Annotated in this window: 22 protein-coding genes, 2 tRNA genes and 1 pseudogene; 14 read left to right on the forward strand and 11 right to left on the reverse strand. The window is 59.7% G+C overall.

The genetic code is table 11. The features are described from left to right. The first annotated feature begins 8 nt into the window (after positions 1–8). Positions 9–84: transfer RNA gene (locus tag BTE28158_RS07610), tRNA-His, on the forward strand. Here BTE28158_RS07610 and BTE28158_RS32410 read toward each other — a convergent pair. Both BTE28158_RS32410 and BTE28158_RS32415 read right to left on the reverse strand, forming a co-directional pair. Next, positions 73–339 (reverse strand): site-specific integrase, encoded by a 267-nt coding sequence (locus BTE28158_RS32410; protein WP_239007073.1) that lies wholly within the window; start codon positions 337–339, stop codon positions 73–75. The two genes, BTE28158_RS07610 and BTE28158_RS32410, sit on opposite strands and share 12 nt — an antisense overlap. Next, the gene (locus tag BTE28158_RS32415; protein WP_239007074.1) at positions 330–902 is read right to left on the reverse strand and encodes a site-specific integrase; all 573 of its coding nucleotides are present in this window, start codon (positions 900–902) and stop codon (positions 330–332) included. Before BTE28158_RS32415 ends, BTE28158_RS32410 begins: the two co-directional genes overlap by 10 nt. A gap of 73 nt (positions 903–975) precedes the next feature. Here BTE28158_RS32415 and BTE28158_RS07620 point away from each other — a divergent pair, with 73 nt between their 5' ends. Continuing rightward, on the forward strand, positions 976–1212 hold the full coding sequence (locus BTE28158_RS07620) for a hypothetical protein (protein WP_151048580.1): 237 nt from the start codon (positions 976–978) through the stop codon (positions 1210–1212). A 53-nt stretch (positions 1213–1265) separates the two neighbouring features. Here the strand turns inward: BTE28158_RS07620 and BTE28158_RS32420 are convergent, their stop codons facing one another. Further along, on the reverse strand, positions 1266–1595 hold the full coding sequence (locus BTE28158_RS32420) for a hypothetical protein (RefSeq protein ID WP_239007075.1): 330 nt from the start codon (positions 1593–1595) through the stop codon (positions 1266–1268). Between the two features lie 370 nt (positions 1596–1965). Between BTE28158_RS32420 and BTE28158_RS07630 the strand changes: the two genes are divergently transcribed. The 5 genes and pseudogenes from BTE28158_RS07630 to BTE28158_RS07645 all read left to right on the forward strand — a co-directional run. After that, positions 1966–2553 carry a hypothetical protein gene (locus BTE28158_RS07630; RefSeq protein ID WP_151048579.1) on the forward strand — a complete coding sequence of 196 codons (588 nt, stop codon included), beginning with the start codon at positions 1966–1968 and terminating at the stop codon, positions 2551–2553. A 237-nt stretch (positions 2554–2790) separates the two neighbouring features. After that, the gene (locus BTE28158_RS07635; protein WP_059603047.1) at positions 2791–3090 is read left to right on the forward strand and encodes an H-NS histone family protein; all 300 of its coding nucleotides are present in this window, start codon (positions 2791–2793) and stop codon (positions 3088–3090) included. A 142-nt stretch (positions 3091–3232) separates the two neighbouring features. After that, positions 3233–3309, forward strand: a tRNA-Met gene (locus BTE28158_RS07640). A 276-nt stretch (positions 3310–3585) separates the two neighbouring features. Further along, a complete protein-coding gene (locus BTE28158_RS33185) occupies positions 3586–3744 on the forward strand; it encodes a DUF8602 domain-containing protein (protein WP_496349939.1) in 159 nt (52 codons plus the stop codon). A 64-nt stretch (positions 3745–3808) separates the two neighbouring features. After that, positions 3809–4056: pseudogene (locus tag BTE28158_RS07645) on the forward strand (transposase); the annotation flags it as partial. A gap of 126 nt (positions 4057–4182) precedes the next feature. Here the strand turns inward: BTE28158_RS07645 and BTE28158_RS07650 are convergent. The 4 genes from BTE28158_RS07650 to BTE28158_RS07665 all read right to left on the reverse strand — a co-directional run bounded on the left by BTE28158_RS07650 (position 4183) and on the right by BTE28158_RS07665 (position 6375). After that, positions 4183–4422 (reverse strand): hypothetical protein, encoded by a 240-nt coding sequence (locus BTE28158_RS07650; RefSeq protein WP_174919770.1) that lies wholly within the window; start codon positions 4420–4422, stop codon positions 4183–4185. A 45-nt stretch (positions 4423–4467) separates the two neighbouring features. Then, complete coding sequence (locus BTE28158_RS07655) at positions 4468–4662, reverse strand: YoqU family phage-derived protein (protein WP_174919771.1); 195 nt, start codon at positions 4660–4662, stop codon at positions 4468–4470. Positions 4663–4831: 169 nt separating this feature from the next. Next, on the reverse strand, positions 4832–5356 hold the full coding sequence (locus BTE28158_RS07660; protein ID WP_151048578.1) for an aspartate carbamoyltransferase: 525 nt from the start codon (positions 5354–5356) through the stop codon (positions 4832–4834). A 311-nt stretch (positions 5357–5667) separates the two neighbouring features. After that, entirely contained in the window at positions 5668–6375 is a 708-nt protein-coding gene (locus BTE28158_RS07665) for a succinate dehydrogenase iron-sulfur subunit (RefSeq protein ID WP_124626080.1), read from the reverse strand. A 502-nt stretch (positions 6376–6877) separates the two neighbouring features. Between BTE28158_RS07665 and BTE28158_RS07670 the strand changes: the two genes are divergently transcribed. From BTE28158_RS07670 to BTE28158_RS07680, 3 genes are all read left to right on the forward strand, one after another. Continuing rightward, a complete protein-coding gene (locus BTE28158_RS07670; protein ID WP_151048577.1) occupies positions 6878–7963 on the forward strand; it encodes an NAD(P)/FAD-dependent oxidoreductase in 1086 nt (361 codons plus the stop codon). Between the two features lie 481 nt (positions 7964–8444). Then, positions 8445–9065 (forward strand): hemerythrin domain-containing protein, encoded by a 621-nt coding sequence (locus tag BTE28158_RS07675; RefSeq protein ID WP_151048576.1) that lies wholly within the window; start codon positions 8445–8447, stop codon positions 9063–9065. An 80-nt stretch (positions 9066–9145) separates the two neighbouring features. Continuing rightward, positions 9146–9493 (forward strand): hypothetical protein, encoded by a 348-nt coding sequence (locus BTE28158_RS07680; protein WP_124626086.1) that lies wholly within the window; start codon positions 9146–9148, stop codon positions 9491–9493. A gap of 108 nt (positions 9494–9601) precedes the next feature. On the opposite strand, the gene BTE28158_RS07685 is transcribed toward BTE28158_RS07680, so the two are convergent. Both BTE28158_RS07685 and BTE28158_RS07690 read right to left on the reverse strand, forming a co-directional pair. Beyond that, complete coding sequence (locus tag BTE28158_RS07685) at positions 9602–10156, reverse strand: c-type cytochrome (protein ID WP_239007085.1); 555 nt, start codon at positions 10154–10156, stop codon at positions 9602–9604. A gap of 117 nt (positions 10157–10273) precedes the next feature. Further along, on the reverse strand, positions 10274–11536 hold the full coding sequence (locus BTE28158_RS07690) for a cytochrome C (RefSeq protein WP_174919805.1): 1263 nt from the start codon (positions 11534–11536) through the stop codon (positions 10274–10276). 899 nt (positions 11537–12435) lie between these two features. Here BTE28158_RS07690 and BTE28158_RS07695 point away from each other — a divergent pair. Further along, positions 12436–13113, forward strand: a complete 678-nt coding sequence (locus BTE28158_RS07695) for a class I SAM-dependent methyltransferase (RefSeq protein ID WP_151048575.1) — start codon at positions 12436–12438, stop codon at positions 13111–13113. 899 nt (positions 13114–14012) lie between these two features. Here BTE28158_RS07695 and BTE28158_RS07700 read toward each other — a convergent pair. Beyond that, complete coding sequence (locus tag BTE28158_RS07700) at positions 14013–14477, reverse strand: plasmid fertility inhibition factor family protein (protein WP_124626090.1); 465 nt, start codon at positions 14475–14477, stop codon at positions 14013–14015. 321 nt (positions 14478–14798) lie between these two features. On the opposite strand from BTE28158_RS07700, the gene BTE28158_RS32425 reads away from it, so the two are divergent. Next, positions 14799–15425, forward strand: a complete 627-nt coding sequence (locus BTE28158_RS32425) for a hypothetical protein (RefSeq protein WP_239007076.1) — start codon at positions 14799–14801, stop codon at positions 15423–15425. 411 nt (positions 15426–15836) lie between these two features. Here the strand turns inward: BTE28158_RS32425 and BTE28158_RS07710 are convergent, their stop codons facing one another. Beyond that, positions 15837–16580 (reverse strand): DUF695 domain-containing protein, encoded by a 744-nt coding sequence (locus tag BTE28158_RS07710; RefSeq protein WP_151048574.1) that lies wholly within the window; start codon positions 16578–16580, stop codon positions 15837–15839. A gap of 203 nt (positions 16581–16783) precedes the next feature. On the opposite strand from BTE28158_RS07710, the gene BTE28158_RS07715 reads away from it, so the two are divergent. Both BTE28158_RS07715 and BTE28158_RS07720 read left to right on the forward strand, forming a co-directional pair. Continuing rightward, on the forward strand, positions 16784–17092 hold the full coding sequence (locus BTE28158_RS07715) for a phosphatidylserine/phosphatidylglycerophosphate/cardiolipin synthase (RefSeq protein WP_124522221.1): 309 nt from the start codon (positions 16784–16786) through the stop codon (positions 17090–17092). A gap of 119 nt (positions 17093–17211) precedes the next feature. Further along, complete coding sequence (locus tag BTE28158_RS07720) at positions 17212–17685, forward strand: VOC family protein (RefSeq protein WP_059606617.1); 474 nt, start codon at positions 17212–17214, stop codon at positions 17683–17685. Positions 17686–17710 lie beyond the last annotated feature (25 nt).

A 17710-nucleotide genomic window follows, 5' to 3' on the forward strand; every position in this document is an offset into this window, starting at 1 on the left:
TATCAGTGGTGGCTGTAGCTCAGTTGGTAGAGTCCAGGATTGTGATTCCTGTTGTCGTGGGTTCGAGTCCCATCAGCCACCCCAAAGAATTCCAAGCGGTATCCAGTAGTTAGAAACGGCACTGTCCAAAAAGACAGTGCCGTTTTTGTTTTGGAATTCCCTAATTGGGAATTCCATACCTCCCCGCTTCACCATCTTCGTTCGATCGTAGACGCGCGCCGTCGTTGCCGGATCCGCATGCGAATCCGGCAACTTGCAACGTTCCGCCTTGTGCCGAGTCACGTAATACGCGCGCAGGTCGTGGAACGTGAAGCGCCTCCCGATCTTCTTCAGTTCCAACCATTGTTCATCAGCTTCGACCACTCGGTCTTGGAGCCGGCCGGCGAGTAGTGGGTCGCGTAGCGATTGGAGAACACGTACAGACAGTCGTCCTGCCGAGCGGCGCGCAGGCGCGCAACGAGTTCCGACAGGGTGGGCGTGATCTCGATGTGCTCGATGACTTCGCCGCGGTTCTTTCCGCGCTGCTTCGCCCGCTTCACTCGAATCACGCCTGCCGCCTCGTCAATATGCGGCCACGAAAGGTCGAGGAATTCCACTTTCCGATTGCCCGCGAGCGCCGCGTACTCTGCTGCCATGCCGATCACCGCCTTCTGGCTGCCGAGCGACGCGACCAAGGCGGCGAACGCCTGTAAGTCTTCCGGCTCGGGGGCCTCGGTGCGCGGCTGCTCTTCGTTGCGCCGAACCTCGCGGCAGGGGTTGTGCTTCGCCTCGCCGCGGTCGATCGCCAGGCCGATCAGGTTCGAAAGCAGCGCGACTTCGCGGTTGGCGCGCACCGGCGCAGCCGCGCGCTCGATGCGCAGGCAGCGCGAGACGTGAGTCGCATCGATGTCGGTGGTGGTCATGGTGTGGTCCTCAGGACGTCGGAAGGTTGTATTGCATTCGTGCTAGGCTCCCAGTCATATTGCGGAGGTTGTCATGCAGCGAACAATCCAGTACCGCGGCTTTGAAATTGATGTCCAACTGACCTCATCCGCTCCGGACATGTACGACGTCACCTTCCAGATAAAGGGTCACGATAATCTCGGTATCCTCGGTGCGCGTGGACATCGGATACAGATTCGAAACGGCCCATTTACCCGACGCTGGGCATACCTCGTGGCCGAGATCGCGGGTCAGGCGGCGATTGATGTATTGCTTGGTCCCTCCGAGTGATCTGCGTCCTCGGCCGTCAATTCGAGAGCTAGGCCCTTTCCTTGCCTAAGGTTCTAGGCCGGCGTGCCGTTATCTCCTGAGGACAGTCCTCGTGCCTCGATTGCTGTTCTGTTTTCTTGCCCGCTCGCGTTCAGCGTGAGCGGGCTATTTTCGTTTGGGGTGGTCATAGTGTGGTCCTCGGTGGTCAGGCCGCGACGTCGGGACACACACTGTTGCCGATCATGCGCACCTGCGCCGATTTCGACAGCGGCTCGCCCGCCGTTGACGACCGGGTCGAGCATGTAGCTGTCGGGGAGCCCCTGCGCGCGGGCCAACTCGCGCGGTGTGAGCATGCGCATGCCGATGTCGACGATCGCGTCGTCTTTGCCGTGGATCGTGATCAAGCCGATGCGATCGCGCGTCGGGAACGTGTGCAGCGGCGCGCGCGTCTTGCCACTGGCCGCCCTCGCTGTAGTACTTGATCAGGCGCGCGCGCACCTCGGCAGGATGCGTGCCGCCGGCGCTGACCGTGTGCAGCGGGTCGTCGACCGGCGCGCCTTCGCGGCTCGTGCCGCGCGACTTCACAAGGTTCGATGTCACCTGGTGATGATGGTCCTGCGTCGTGATCGTGTCGATCGACGCGTCGAGCGTCGAGCGTCGAGCCGGGCGATTCGTGTCCACCGTAGGAGTTGCATGAGCGCGACAAGGACGAGTACAAAAAGATGAAGGCCGGTCAGAGCAAAGGCCATCGATGGACCTATTCAGGTATTTGTTATGCCGATCACATTCTCCGAAACTAAGTGGTGGTTGTGTGCAGCGGCACTTTCGATTGCCGCAAGCGCGTTCGCAGAGACTGCAGCACCCAATTCGATCCGGCTATCGAATGGCCGTGAGATGCAACTAGACGGTAAGCACTTGGTTGAGGTCGATGCTGGACACCATCGCTCAGCGACGGTGCAATTGCCGCTCGCACTTCGTCGGGCCGTAGCTTCTGCGTCGAGTATCGGATTCCCATCGGCGAGCTCGAAGGTCGTCGACGGGAAGGAATTCGTATTGGTTGTTGTGAATCAGTCGTCCAGCAACAATCCGTTGGGCTTCTGCGGCTCAGGAGAGGAGGGTACCCTCTACGTCCTCCAAATGAAGGGAAATGTCGCCGCCTCGAAGTATGCGGTGCCCGTGCAAAGCTGTTTGAATAGCGTGTCGCTCGACACCGACGTGAACAATCGCTCACCGTACCTCGCGATCGAATGGCTAGACGGCTCCCCGGGTTTCAAGATTGCATGGACCAATATCGACGATGCTGGTCCCGCAACCCGTGAGTATCGCTACAACGGCAGTACATTCGTCGAAAGCAAGAAGTAGTTTTTGTCGAGACCGGCTTGCAAAAATTCTGCGACTTCGTCGGCAGTGGGCCGAGTAGCTCGGTCTGGTCGACGAGCGTACTTGCGATCAGGTGTCGTACCTCTGAAATTGAAGTTGTGCGATTTCCTGCGGGTAACCGAGGTTTCCATTGGAATCCGCACTTGCAGGATATCGATGTGCTCCTTCGCTTAAGCCAAAGCGTCTATCATATGCATAACACAACAATTGGAGGAATGCATGGCGACCTACAAGGAACTGAAAGCCCAAGCGGAGGCATTGGCCGAGAAAGCCGAGGCTGCGCGCCGGGCTGAGATGCAATCCACTATTGATGACATTCGTGCCAAGGTCGCGGAGTACGGCATCACCGAAAAGGACATCTTCGGAGTGCGTCGTGGCAAGTCGGCAAAGCAACCGAAGGCTCCGGCGGAGGCGAAATATCGCGATCCGAAGACTGGCGCGACCTGGTCGGGCCGCGGTCGTGCGCCGGCTTGGATTAAGGATGTCAAGAATCGGAATCGATTCCTGATCCAGGAGTAAATCGACTTTGGGGCTGTAAACTCGCTCGCGTTTCGTTGTATTGACGACGTCGGGCGCGATGTGCGTCCAAGCGAAGCCCGCAAGCGAAAGCAAGCGGGCTTTTTTGATTGCACTGATGCGCCAGTTCGCCTACAATCTCGGCCGCGGGGTGGAGCAGTCTGGCAGCTCGTCGGGCTCATAACCCGAAGGTCATAGGTTCAAATCCTATCCCCGCAACCAATACCGAAGCCCGCTCTGCGACAGCAAGCGGGCTTTTTGCTTTGTGCCATCATGTGATCGAGTAGCATTTGAGGCTGGGTGTAAGTTAGAGGCCGAAGACGACTCGAGAGGCTTGCCTGATTGGCTGGGCACTGGCTCGGATTAGAGCGGCCGCCTGGCCCTGTCGGCTGGAGTGGGTAGTTCGAATCTCATCACCCGACCATTTGTTGAAGCCCGCAAGGTGAAAGCCTCGCGGGTTTTTTTCGTTTACGCGTCCAATCCGCATGAGGTACGTCTATGCCCGCCCGACAGACGAAGCCCTGCAAGCACCGGGGACGCGGTGCGCTTGTTGCGGATGGTAAGACGCACTGCGATCAGCACGCGCACAAGGCCGTCAAGTGGAAGCCAGATACCGTTCGCGGCAATTGGAGCAGCCCCCTGAAACACCGGACATAGCCCCTCACTTAAACTAGCGGGCAGGCATAAGACTGTGCTTTTGACTAACACCAGGTAGGAAGTGATGGAAGTGTTGACGGGCCCGGAGCGTCGGTCGCGCTGGACGGCGGAGCAGAAGCTGGCGATGGTTCGCGAGCGTTTCGAGCCGGGGAAGTCGGTTTCGCTGGTTGCGCGCCGGCACGGCGCGAACCAAACCAGTTGTTCCACTGGCGCAAGCTGTACCAGGGCGGGAGCCTGTCAGCGTTCAAAGCTGGTGAGGAAGTGGTCCCGGCATCGGAGCTGGCCGATGCACTCAAGCAGATTCGCGAGCTGTAGCGGATGCTCGGCAAGAAGACAATGGAGATCCCCACAGCGCACTGAAGTATCGCTCGCCTCGCGAGTTCCGGCGCTCAATGGATTTGGCAACCTTAGTGTGATGCTTCGTCCTGGATTACAGGGTCAACTCCAGAGGCGGTGCTCCCGCATTGTGCGGTGCATGCTGATGACGTAGTAGTCGCGCGGGGTGTCGCTGGGCCACGGCGCGGGCGCCATGATCGGCAGGATAAATGCGGCGTCGCGCACGGCGGCCGCGGCCTCGCGCTCATAATCCCATACGTTATCTCCCGCGGCGTCGCCCATGTACGGCGTAGCAATGACGTCGCGCGGCAGTTGCCAGCCGGTGGTGACGTAGTCGCGCATGCGCTCAACCAGACCGCGCAGCGTGCCGCCGTGCGTGAAGCTGCGCTAGCGGCCACGGGTGTCGTGCGTACAGACGCGCTTATCGGTGTAATCGTCGACGAACCACACGCGTCCTCGGCTGTCGAGCTCGATGCGTGCGTAACGGTCGTGCTGCGGGTTATAGAAGAAGTGCCGCCCGTCCGACCCGATGGCCTTGATTAACTGGTTGGTGTGCTCGGTGCGTTCGGCCTTGGCGGTCAAGGGGCTCAGGACCGACAGAGGTCAGCCAGCAACAGACGTTGGCCCACACTTTCATGGGGACGTTCGAACGCCGGCTTCGCCCAAAAACGGACCTTTGTCCTTGGATCATGTGGTTCTCGTTACCGACGTCCCCGCTCAGCCGATGGTCGGTGGCTACATTGCGCCCGAGCTATTTGGGAAGATGGGAGTGCGCGGCGTGGTCGGAACGCTGGGCCGCGAACCACGCATGAACAGCGGCAATCACGTCCGGGTCGTTGCTTGCATAAGTCAGGCTCGCTCCGGAGGGCAGACTCCTGTATTCAATATGAAGTTTCTCACCCGCCCTTGTCAGGATGGCGAGCCCTGCCATATCGTGGCCGTGAATCGCCGCAGGATCGGCGAAGTCGCCGCGGCGGAAACGTTGAGCTTCGATTGCCAGATGAGAACGAATAAGCGCGACCTGTCTGGTGTCGTGTTTGTCGTTCGCCGTGATTGTCTCAATCCCACCGCTTCCGGTATCGTCGAAAAAATGGGTGGTCCGCGCCAGATCAAACGGCATCACAGTCGCACCCTTGCGGGCCACCTCCGCCCGGTGCGACGTCATGTCGTGGTTCGACATCATGTCCTCGTGCGACGTGGTCTGCTCCGGCTCCCCTGCAACCGCGATCGATACACCGATCAGCGCGCCTGCCGCCGCTGTCATGATTTTTTTCATTGCTTCGCTCCTCCCTGGAAACCGTAAAAGCTGATGCAAGTTTCCCATACGTCAGTGCGTGGATCACCCTGGTCAATTTGTGTGGCCAGCGGTTCCCGGATCGAAACCCATAGTCTGCGATCGTTGCTCATGCGCAGACAGACATTTGCGTGCTGGAATCACGAGTCGGACAACCTCCAAGTGGTCCGACCGCACGAGGGTGATCGATTTCGAATCCAGCAATGCATCACTGAGCGGTCGAACGTCGATCAATTCCCCCGGTGTCGCACGGGGTATTGCCATAAAAGTCTCGCAGCGTCAGGTTGCGTCACTCAGATCGTCCGGCGCGCGAGCATGGTGCGGATCTCCCCGATCGCCTTGGCCGGATTCAGGCCTTTGGGACAGACGTCCGTGCAGTTCAGTATCGTCCGACACCGGAAGAGGCGATACGGATCGTCAAGATTGTCCAGCCGCTCACTCGTACCCTCGTCACGGGAATCGACCAGAAAGCGATAGGCCTGCAGGAGCCCGGCAGGACCGACATATTTATCGGGATTCCACCAGTACGAGGGACATGCGCTGGAACAGCACGCGCACAAGATGCACTCGTACAGACCGTCCAGTTGATCGCGTTCCTCAGGCGTCTGGCGCCTTTCCCGCTCCGGCGGGGGCGTGTCGTTGATCAGGTAGGGCTTGATCGAGTGGTATTGCTTGAAGAATGCGGTCATGTCCACGATCAGGTCGCGAATGACCGGCAACCCAGGCAGCGGACGCAGGACCGTGTGGCGGGGAAGGTCGTTGAGGTTGGTGATGCAGGCGAGCCCGTTCTTGCGGTTAATGTTCATTGCATCCGAGCCGCACACGCCTTCACGGCACGAACGCCGAAAGCTGAGCGTCTCGTCCCGTGCCTTGAGCCGGACAAGGACATCCAGCAACATCCTGTCAGTCGAGGGCACCTCGATCTCGTACGTTTGCATGTACGGCCTGGCATCCCGGTCTGGATCGTAGCGGAAGATTTCAAACGTCCTTGTTCTACTCACGATGTTCCTCCTTTGTGGAACGGATCGCGTATCCGGCGCGCGTTATCTCCCCGTCACTTCGTTCCTGTCGATTGCAGACCGACGGTATCCCAGACGGAGCATCCGGTCGCCCGCGCCCTAAATTCCTTGTTCGCCTTGATCGGACGCCCCAACCACTCGCAGCCACGGCCGTTCTGCGAAAAATTGGGAGCAATGTAGAAAACGGGTCGGGTCTATTTCGCCCGAGGTGCTACGACAGTCACATCGCGTCATAGATCACTCGCTCTCGCTTTATCGAGAGGAAGCCGCAGGGATTTGCTCCACGTCGATGTATCCATGTATATCACGCCATGATACAAAGAGATACTTACGATGATGGCTTGGAGCCGGCTGGGCCGCGTGCCTTGAACGTTGGAGTAGTCGACGGGTGCGGTAATGGCGTCGTTGCGAGTTTGTACCGGCTCGATATGGGAAAAATGCAGGCGTAGTGCTGCGCCCCGCATGACATTCACGAGGAGGACACGTGACATCACCGGAAAATTCCTCGCTTGCGAGTCCTTTAAGAACCGACGTGCTGATTGTCGGTGCAGGTCCCGTGGGCCTTTTCGCCGCGTTCGAGGCAGGCGTGATCGGCCTGTCGTGCCGGATCGTTGACGGGATCGAGCGCCCGGGTGGCCAGTGCATCGCACTGTATCCGGACAAGCCGATCTACGATATCCCTGGCATACCATCGTGCACTGCACGCGATCTTGTCGATCGCCTCGTCGAGCAATGCCGGCCCTTCGATCCTCCGATGCATCTCGGTCAGCGTATCGAGACGCTTGACCGGCTCGAGGGCGGTCGATGGCTCGCTCGCACCGACAAAGGGTATGCGTTTGACGCCGCGGCGATCTTGCTTGCTGCTGGCAACGGAGCGTTTGTGCCGCAACGGCTGGCACTCGACGAGGCGTCGTTCCTTGAAGGCCGATGCATCCATTACAGCGTTTCCGACGTGAACGGCTTCGCAGGAAAAAACGTCGTGGTCGCGGGCGGTGGCGACTCCGCGCTCGACTGGGCGCTGGCGCTGCGCTCGGTCGCGGGGCGCGTCACGCTCGTTCATCGGCGGAACGGCTTCAGCGCGACGGACTCGAGCATCGCCCGGTTGCAGCAGGCGGTCGCGGCGGGCGAGATGGATTTCGTGGTTGGCACGATTGCTGGGCTGAATGCGCCCGGGGGGACACTCGAATCGATCGAGGTTCGCCAGATCGGTGGCTCGGTGTGCCTCGACACAGATCAATTGCTCGTGCTCTACGGACTTGTCGCGGACCTTGGTCCGATCGCCAACTGGGGGATCGCCGTGCAGGCCGGACGGATCGTCGTCGATACGTCGTACTACGAAAGCTCACGGCCAGGTATCTTCGCGGCAGGCGACATCGCCGGTTATCCGAACAAGCAGAAGCTGATCCTGTCCGGGTTTCATGAGGCATCGCTCGCGCTGCGCAAAGCATACGTCTATGCGTTTCCCGACAAGAAACGCGTGCATGTGCACTCGAGCTACGATGCAAAGCTCGCCGAGCGCGTGGCCGCCGTTCATCCCTCGCGGGGCGCCCGGGATTTCTCCGCGCTTTAGAGACATGGACCGACCTGGGCGCGACGGGGAAGGCGAGGAATCAAGCATCGTGTCGACGTTGCTAAACGCGTCGTCATTCGTCCAAAGCAGGACGCAATAGGCCTCGAATGACAACAACGGTGTCAAACCGCCGCGGCTGCTTTGCTTGGTTGAGCGAAAGGCTGGAGTACCTCGGACGCTGCCGTTGAGGTTTCGCCGGGTCAAGGAACAGATGATGCATCTGATAAAGACCAGACAAATGCCAAGGAATCATTTGCCCTATAGTCGGTTGAAAGGGGCGCAGGCCGCCATCGGAACACATCCCGGTGATGATGCCCGCACAGATCGTTGATCTCCATCAACGCGGTGGTGTTGGTGCACTTTGATGTCGGGCGGCGGATGAGCAACATTGAAGTATCGAAACAGGCTTTCTCGCTCGCTGTCGGGGTGAGTCAGTAAGCTGATTCGCAAACAAACTTCACCTTCCGGTGCGGAGGTTGAGATGCCGTTGCTTAGGCCGCGTAGCGCTATAACCGTCATCCTCCAGGAGCACGACCAGTTGCTTACCGTGATCGGGGGCATGCAGCGCTTTGTCCATCTGCTTGTTGCAGGGGCACCCGTTCCGGGCCTCATGGTGTTTCGGGCGATGCTTTACTACATTCGGGAATACCCGCAACAGGTACACCATCCCAAAGAGGATCGCTACCTGTTCAGGCCATTGCGGGATCGAACCGACGAGTTCGACAGCGTCCTTGATGAACTGGAGTCACAGCACGATCGAGGCGAATTGAAGTTGAGAAATCTGGAGCACGCGCTGACCCGGTACGAGTTGAAGGGCGCGCCAGCGCTTCGTACGCTGGGCGCGCTGATGGACGATTATGCGGAGTTCTATGCGGACCACCGGTGTCTGGAAGAGACACTGATTCTGCCGGCCGCCAAACGTCTGTTGACAATGGATGATTGGGCAGAGATCGACGCCGCCTTTGGCGCCAATCGCGATCCATTCGACGGAGAAAAGCTTGAAGAAGATCTGGGCAAATTGTTCTCGATGATCGTCCAAACCATCCCGGATCAGGACGCTGGCTGTTCAGTCGCGTCGTTCGATGGACGGCCGGTCATGTGATGCACATGCGGATCAGCAGGATCTGCCACCACGAAATGCAGGAAGGCTTTTGAGTACCGGAAGCCGACGCAGGAGGAGATATGCAAGCCATTCACCACTTTCATCTGGAACTGCGGCACGCAAGTGTTCCCACCTACGTCGCCAGTTACGTCTTTCCGATCCTGTTGTTGGCATATGAAGTGCTCAGGGTGGGCAGGTCGGTCGCCGAATACGGCGTGAACTTCTCGAACTTCCGGTTCATGGGCTACGAGTTCCTGTTAATGCTCGTGTTTGTTGCGCTTCAGGTCGTCTTCGAAGGCGTTTTCCTGATTGGAGCCTGGATCAGCCGCCATCACGATTTCGAACATCGTGTCGGAAACGTCCTGGCCGGCCTCGGCTGCTCGCTGGTCGTAATCGGTTTCGACCTGGCATTGCAGTACGCGCTATAGCGCAAGTGGCGCGGGGCGAACTGTCGTTTGGCCGAAATCGCGAGCATCTCATTACGGATGTCGCGAGCGGTCATCCGACTTCCGCCCGTCAACGAGGGGCGGCGAGGACTAATGGGACTCCAGCCACTCTGCGACGGCTTTCGCTTGATCGGCGTCCAGCGTATGCGCGACAGCGGTCATGACGGGCGCATTTGCGCGTGTTCCGTTCCTGAAGACTTCGATCTGACGAAGCAGATACTCCTTGTGCTGGCCGGCAAGGCGCGGAAACTGGCCGATTCCCTGGCCCTGTGCGCCGTGGCACGACGAGCACGCGGGAGTTCCGCGATCAGGCACGCCATGTTCGAAGATTTCCTGTCCCTTCGACATCGTTGCCGCGTCGCCCGGTGCACCGCGCACCGGCTCCTGGTGCGAGTAATAGTCGGCCAGCGATGCGATCGTCGCATCGTCGAGTTGCGACGCGATTGCCCACATGTACGAACGGGCATCCGTTTCGCCGCGCGCATGTTCACGGAATCCTTTGAGCTGCGCAGTCAGATACTCCGGTGTCTGAGCGCTCAGCCGGGGAAAAATCGGCGATTCGCTATGCCCGTGTACGCCGTGGCAAGCAGCGCAAAGCTGGGTGGCGAGGCGCGCGCCATCTTCGGCGTGCGTGGTTGATGGCATCCCGATCAGGATCGCGAGGATGCCAAGAGCCCGCACCAGCGACATCGGCAAGCGAAGCAAGTTCGTCGGGACGGCTCCAGAGCGGCAGAAAATCGTGCGCATGAGTTACCTCGCGGGTCAGAAGACAAGCCAGGCGAGCAGATACAGCGTGTTGTTATCGCTGGCGTTCCGTCCGCTTCCGTCATAGTTGAATCGTGCGCCATTGAACTTGAGGAACCAGGTGTACTGCACGGACAGCTTCACTTGCGGCATCGGCAGGTAGTCGAGTTCGAGGATGATGCCTCGCGTATCGGGCAAGCCATTTGCACTCCCTGTCACTGGAACGGCGCCGTATAGCCCCGCATCCGCATTTCCTGTCGTCGAGAAGTACCCCAGCGTGGCACCGTACTTGCGCTGGTAGTAATACGACGCCTTGAGCTTGAGGGTATTCAGGTGGTCCGTCGGATTGGTGGGAGTCGGTCCTGCACCGATCCCTCCGCTTGGGAAACTTGCGCTCCAGTCCTGCTTTTCGTGAATGAACGCGATCTGGGCCGTGAATGCATTTGACAGCGTAATGTACTGGTACTGGGCGTCCAGGCCAAAATCGGTGAAACGGTCGGTTGGGGTCGTCGGGATCGTGTTATCCGGATAGACATCGGCGATCATGCCGAAGGTGCCCACCTCGAGAGAATGTGGCCCGAACTCGCGGTTGTAAGCGAGCCGCCAGTACGGATTGGCGCCTTTCAGGCGCTTGACACCGCCGGGTGTCGCGGAGTCCTGACCGGTCCGAAACACCGAAAACATCTGATCGGCCGTACGGTAAAAGCCGAACTCTGCATATATGGTCCGGTTCCAGAAGGCGTAGGCGGATACACCCGCAACCTGTTGAGCGAGACCGCCATCGATAAGCGTACTTGCGGTCGGCGTCAAAGAAATGCTGCTCGACGCATACGGAAAACCAAAGGCAGGGGTGGTATTCCAGACATCGGAAACGGTCGGATTGTTGTTGACCGTAACGCCGTAGATGAAATCGATATCGTCCCGCGTGAAATGCCCTGCGGCACGGATATCCGTATTGTCGATCCCGCTGTGGTGAGCGATCCCGTCGTACGTCCACTGCGCAAACGCACCGACCGGACCTGCAATGCGGCCGCCGTAGAATAAGCTCGCCTGCTGCAGCACAACGTCTTGATTGCGGGCGAAGTCGTAGTTGGCGTTGTTGATGCTGCGAGTGTTGGTCTGGGACATCTGGACCATCCCTGCGAGCGGAATAGTCCATTTGTTGGAAAGCGTGTAGGCGGTCAACTTGAAGAAGCGGCCAAAGGGCGTCAACTCAGGGAAGCTGACATGACACGCGACGCAGGCCAGCCCGGTTTGCCGCGCGAACGCAGGTACCGCCATGACCTTGGATGAAAATGACAGCACAGCCGCAGCCAGTACAAACACGGCAAGGGAATACTTTCTCGTCCGGTTGACCATGTCGTCCCCTTCGTCGTTCTTCTCGATGGACTTCACGCCCGATCTCGTTGGCGCTGAAACGGGCTGTCGCTGACGGCGTCTTTTTAACAGTATTTAACAGAATACGACGGAATGCCGTTTCGTCAACTCTAACGTGCATCAGATACGTAGGTCCGCCGGCGGCCTGCGTCGAATCCGGCATATGTCTACAGGTGAAACCCCATGTTCGTGATGCGGGTTACGCCGAACTCAAGGTCAATATAGAGGCAGCCGGCTGAGGAAATATGATCGAAGTCAAAAACTCTAACTCCTGCATTGATCACGGCGCGTGGCATATGGAACCCCCCTCGATGAGAGGGCGTGCTGGCCGATGATGTGGACGGTGCCGTGGCGGAACAGCAGCAGGCGCTCCTGCGGAATCGAATGGCCGGTAGAGACGGCGGATTCAGGCCAGCCTCGGCTTCCTACAAGATGCCGATGATTTGTTCTTCGGTGAATCGCTTTTTCGTTGCCATTCCTCTCTGGAACGGACTCTACACCGTCACCGTACTAAACGCGGGGAGCAGGTCACGAGTTGAGCCGCAACGAATATTTCACGGCCAACCGTGGAGCGTTGCATCTCGCTGGCCCGGCGTCGCTTGCATCGGCTGATCGGTCTCTGCTGCACGCGACAATACAGCGAAAACGCGGCTCGCTGAAGCACAACACCCGAAGGCGATACCAAGAAAAGTAAGATCGCCCCCATTTTTCTGTCAAACGAATCACTTTTCAGACATATCTAATATGAGTTGCGATTGTCGGCTGGTATACAGACTTATACCTATCGCCGCCAGCACTATAAAATGAAACATCGCGACCACAGCTACTACCTTCGCGGTCAAACGGAATACATGAAGCAGGTGCTCCAGTATTTCGCAGCCCGATGCCGCGGGAAGACCAGAATCCTCGATATACCGTCAGGTTCCGGCGTGTTCGCCGCATCATTGAATGCGCTCGGCCATGATGTAGTGCAGGCAGACATCCATGACTACGACGATTCCGTCGTAGCCGACATGGAAGCTCCCCTCCCGTTCCAGAATGACGAGTTCGATGCAGTCACCTGCCTTGAAGGGGGCGATCACGTACCGATTCCGGCGAATCTCATTTCGGAGCTGGTTCGCGGAACGCGGCAGAATGGCATCATCATCGATTCAACGCCGAATGTTTCGAATCTGCATTCGCGCTTGCAGTTTCTCTTTACCGGTACTTTCTTCCAGTTCGCTGCGCGTGGTGTGCGCCAGACTCACGGGGCGTCGCCTGGTCGTGGCCACGTGAGTCCGTTCACGCCGCTTCAACTGATCTATGTGTTTGGTGCGATGGGCTGCACGCTCAAGGATATCCGCATCGATCGCTGCGTGCGCATGGCGCTGCTCCCGTTCTACCTGCTCCTGAAGCCCCTCTCGATCCTGTGGACCCGGAAAATCACGGGCGGAACTGCCGTCGGAACATACCCGGCGTTGCGCGTCTTAGCCGCCTCCTGACGGGATTCACGCTGATGTTCGGTCGATCGCAAATTTTGATCTTCGAAACAATGCAGTGACCGAGATGCGCCGATACATAGGCCATGAAAAAAAACCGTCGCGAACCATCTCCGGGAATCGTGGCTCTTCCAGTCCGACACATTCAGTTGAAATATGATTCAGAACTTCTGGCTCGAGTTACTCATAATTGCATGCGCAGCACCATTGGTAGCACATCATTTGCGGACGGAACAAATGGCAAAAATCTGCCGGAAAATCGGCCTGCCGTGCAACATTACTTTCTGGACGATGGTGTTTCATCCGCGCTATTGGCACCTCTGGAGCTTGAGGCAGTGGGAGGTTCATCTTGCGCGTCAAGAGGATGCCGAGGGCAAATTGAGACGCGACTAAACCGTCGCCGACTCATTGTTCGAACGTCGGCCGGTGATTCAGGCATCACATGATGCTGAGCTGAAACCTGCAGATTGGCGGAATAAGCCAGTGACTTGGCATAAACCACCAAAGATTGACAGTCTTACATTGGTGTAATATTTCGATTCCTCGTGCCCTCAGCTTTGCAGGGCCGTTCGGTCCCGACGACCCGGAAGGCGTCGGGACATTTTTTTGCCAGTGGTGCCCTCGTGCAACATCTTGTGTGACTCGCGATTCAACCCACCGTCAAAAATATCGGTGCGGACAGGGTTCATCTTTCGGGGCTTGAGGGCAATGTCAGCGCGATTGGCTTCGACGAGCACAATGGATGCGATTGGCAGGCGCTGGAACGAGCTTCATTGGCTCGACGAAAGTCGCTGACCGGATCTACGTGATCGAAGCCTGACGGCCTGCCGGCACCGGGTCCAGCGTTCGCACGTTGCACGACCGATTCCGCAAGAGACGGAAAAGATGGCGCATCGCGCCAGTCACTCGCCGCAATACCGCATGAGCAAATCCGCCTCCGTTTCATGTACCTCGACCGGCAGGCTCGTTGCCCCGGCATACGCCAGATATCGCGCGCGATGCTGACCGTTTCGGAACGACGCGACGCCGACTTTCGACAGCCCCGGAATGCCGAACAGCATCCGCGTTCTCGTCTCGCGAAAGGTGATGAAGGGCATCTCGGGAATCCGGGCTTGGGCCGGGTCGAGGAAGTCGCGGATGCCGGCGGCCTTGCCGGGCGCCCAGTACTGAACCGATGGCAACACATAGTCCGTCGTGTCGCGATCGGCGCAGGCGAGCAGTTTCGTCAGGTCGACCGTCACGACGCGATGTCGCGAGTCGTCGGATGCGAATACACGCTTGAGATGCGTGGAGGCATAGGCGGCATGCCCCGAAAGCTGGATGATCCAGACATCGACACCATCATGTTGTGCCCGAGCGAGTGACATTGATTGTTTCCTTGGGGGGGCAAGCGATTTTTGTGGCGGGAGTGTAGCAGCACGGCCGCAGCCGCGGAGCAGTCGGATATCCGGAATCGACAGGGCGAAATCATGCGCGAACGACCGAGGCGCGGAATCGATCACGCAACGGATACCGGACGCGACGGCCATGTATTTTCAGTCGAGGTCGATAGCTCGCGAGAATATCGCGATACTGCCTGCACGGAATGACGTACAGCCCCGGATTCACACAAGATTCACGCAGCGCGTGAAGCCGGACCGGCGCAGCGCGTCATAAGAACCGAGCGGGCGGATTGGCCGGAGAAAATCATGTCGCCGGAACTTGAGATCGAATATCTCGATTACCGCTTCACGTCGACACTCGAAACGCGGGAAACGGGGCGAGTCGCCGTGGTCGACTGGCAACTGGATTCCATTTCGCGAGGCAAGACGTTCGCGTCGGTCATGTTCGAACGCTTTCTGAAACGCAATGACTTCGCCGACGAGGACGACGCGCGCGCCAATCTCGTCGACTGGCTGGCACAGCTGGTCAGCCCGCAGGGCGCGCCACTGATCGAAATCCCTGCGGCGCAGGCTGCTGCCGCCGATGCAGTCGACAATACGGTCGACGGCGATGCTTCAGCCGCGAAAATCGTCAGTGAGGTCGTCGTTGAAATCGTCAGCGATCTCGACTGGAACGAACTGAGCATGGACGGCGCGCTGAACGGTACACGCTATCGGGCCGGCGGTTTTGAGCGATGCAAGACGTGGTCGTTTTCCCATACCTGCAAGATTGAGGTCGACGATCGCCTCACGAAGGGCGGCAAGGCCCTGCGCGTGCTCGCGCCCCCCGTCACGCTGGCGGCCGACGGCGTAATGATGATCGGGGCCATCGTGTTGCTTGCCGTGATCCTCATGATTGCCGCACCGGCCGCAGGCGTCCCGCTTGGGCCGTGACGTGCTGCATGCTGCGCCAGGCAGCCGGACTCTCCGTATGAAAGGGTGAGTTGCCGCACAGACGGTTGCACGGGGCGCGATCACAATCTGGCCGGTTGACCGTTCTACCCCGGCCCGGTCAACCATTTCCCCGCTCGCTCGCGCAGGAGCGGGGGCTTTTTCCCTGCACGACGCATGCAAGCCGCGTCGGCGGAAACGGACAGGCGTTCGGCAGGCGGCGTCTCGCGCCACGGCATCCGTTCGCCCGAGCCGCATGAATCGCTTTCCTCGTGCCTGAGCGGTTGCTTGGGCCCATTGCCGGTTACGGCCGGCGATGCCTTGGTCCCGGCGGCGCACAGTCGCGCTGCCGGGATGTTTTTTGTACCGAACCCGTCGAGGTCCGACACGCGCGCAACGCGCGTGACGGCGGGATCAGCCCGCCTGCTCGACGCTGGTTTCCCAGCCGTCGTATTCGCCGCCGAGCGAGCGTACCTCGCGATTGATCTCGAGCGTATGGTGCGTGATGTCGGCCAGCACCATCGTGCCTTCGTGCGCAAACCTCACGGCCGATTTGCCGTCCTCGGTCGGCGCGACCGATTCGACCAGATAGCCTTTCGACTCGGCCCAGTCGGCGAACTGGTGCGCGTCGCTGGGTTCAGGGAAGTAAGCCCAGTGCATCACGCGCCGGCTCGCGTCGCTCACGTCGCCTTTCTGCCGCAGCGCATCGAGCACGCGCATGTCGCGCATCAGTTGCCAGTCGTCGTCGGTCGGGTAGAGCGTGCGCCAGTACGTTTCCTTGTCCGGATCGTCCTGGTAGGCGTACTGAAGCGCGTAGGTCGTGTGCTCGGCCAGCGAGTCGACGATCCCGGCCGCGGCTTCCTCGTCGAACGGCACGTAGAACAGGAAATCCTGGTTGCCTTCAACCGTGATGCGGCCGACCTGCACGCCGTCTTTCGCGGTCACTGCGGCGTCCAGCAGATCTTCGACTTTCGTGAGACCGGCGAACTCGTCGCTGCTCGGCAGGCCGTCGGGCGTCGGATGCGCGAACGTGACGCGCACGCTGAACAGCGACGTGCGCGGATCGCTTTCGGCGATTTCCGCAAAGCCGTGATTGAAGCTGATGAAGGCCTGATGGTCGCCCATTCTGGCTGGGAAGGTTCCCCAGGCGTCGGTCATGTGTTTCTCCCGTGCACGATTGTCTGTTGACGGTTGCAAAGCGTCCCAATGTATCATCGAAAATCGCGTTGGCCGAAGCCGCGTGCGGGGATGATCGTGCGTCAGGCTGGTCCGGCGGCGGTCAAATTCGCGTGCTGTCGCGCCATCGCCGGTTTCCATCGTCCGGCGTTCGTCCGGCCGCAATCGTTTCGAAGGAGATTCCGATGTCGATGTTCGCGGTGAATGGTGTCCGAATCGACGTGCTCAGCGCGCGTGTGACGCACGTGCGCTGGGCGGCCGTCAATCCGGCGGACCGGTCGTGGGCGGCGACGCCGAGCGAGGCGTCGGTGGCGGAAGTTGCGCGCGCGCTTGCAGCCGGCAACGACGTTCGCGCAGTGTTTGACGAAGCGGACGGGACGGCGGTGGGGCCGAGACTGAAGCGCGTGCTCTATCGCGACGCGTCGGAAGGGATCGAACTCGACATCGATGCGACTAGCGAGTCGCGTACGCTGCGTGACCTACCGCAGATCTGAAAAAAATGTCTGCAGGCGTGTCGATTTCCGTCGAGTCCGCCCGTCGTAGCATCGGAGGCGTGCGCATCGTGCGTCCGCCCCGATTTCCGCCACGATAACCGACTGAAGGAGCGACACCCATGGCCACGTCCGTCAACCCGATCCCGGAAGGGATGCGCACGCTGACACCGCATCTGATCTGCGCAGGCGCCGCCGCCGCCATCGACTTCTACAAGCGTGCGTTCAACGCGACCGAACGGTTTCGCCTGCCGACCCCGGACGGCCGGCTCGCGCACGCGTGCCTCGCAATCGGCGATTCGACACTGATGCTCGTCGATGAAATGCCGGAGCACGGCGCGCTCGGGCCGAAGACGCTGAACGGCACGCCGGTCTGCCTCCACCTGTTCGTACCGGACACCGATGCGGCGATCGCGCAGGCCGTCGCGGCCGGCGCGACAGTCAGGATGCCGGCCGCCGACATGTTCTGGGGAGATCGCTATGGCCAGGTGGAGGATCCGTTCGGCCATCGCTGGTCGATTGCGACCCACAAGCGCGACCTGACGCCCGAGCAGATCGCGGAAGCGATGGCGAGCGCGCCCCCGTGCGGAAGCTGACCGAACGGCGCGTATCGGACCGAAC

Source organism: Burkholderia diffusa (assembly GCF_902499115.1).
Lineage (GTDB): Bacteria > Pseudomonadota > Gammaproteobacteria > Burkholderiales > Burkholderiaceae > Burkholderia > Burkholderia diffusa.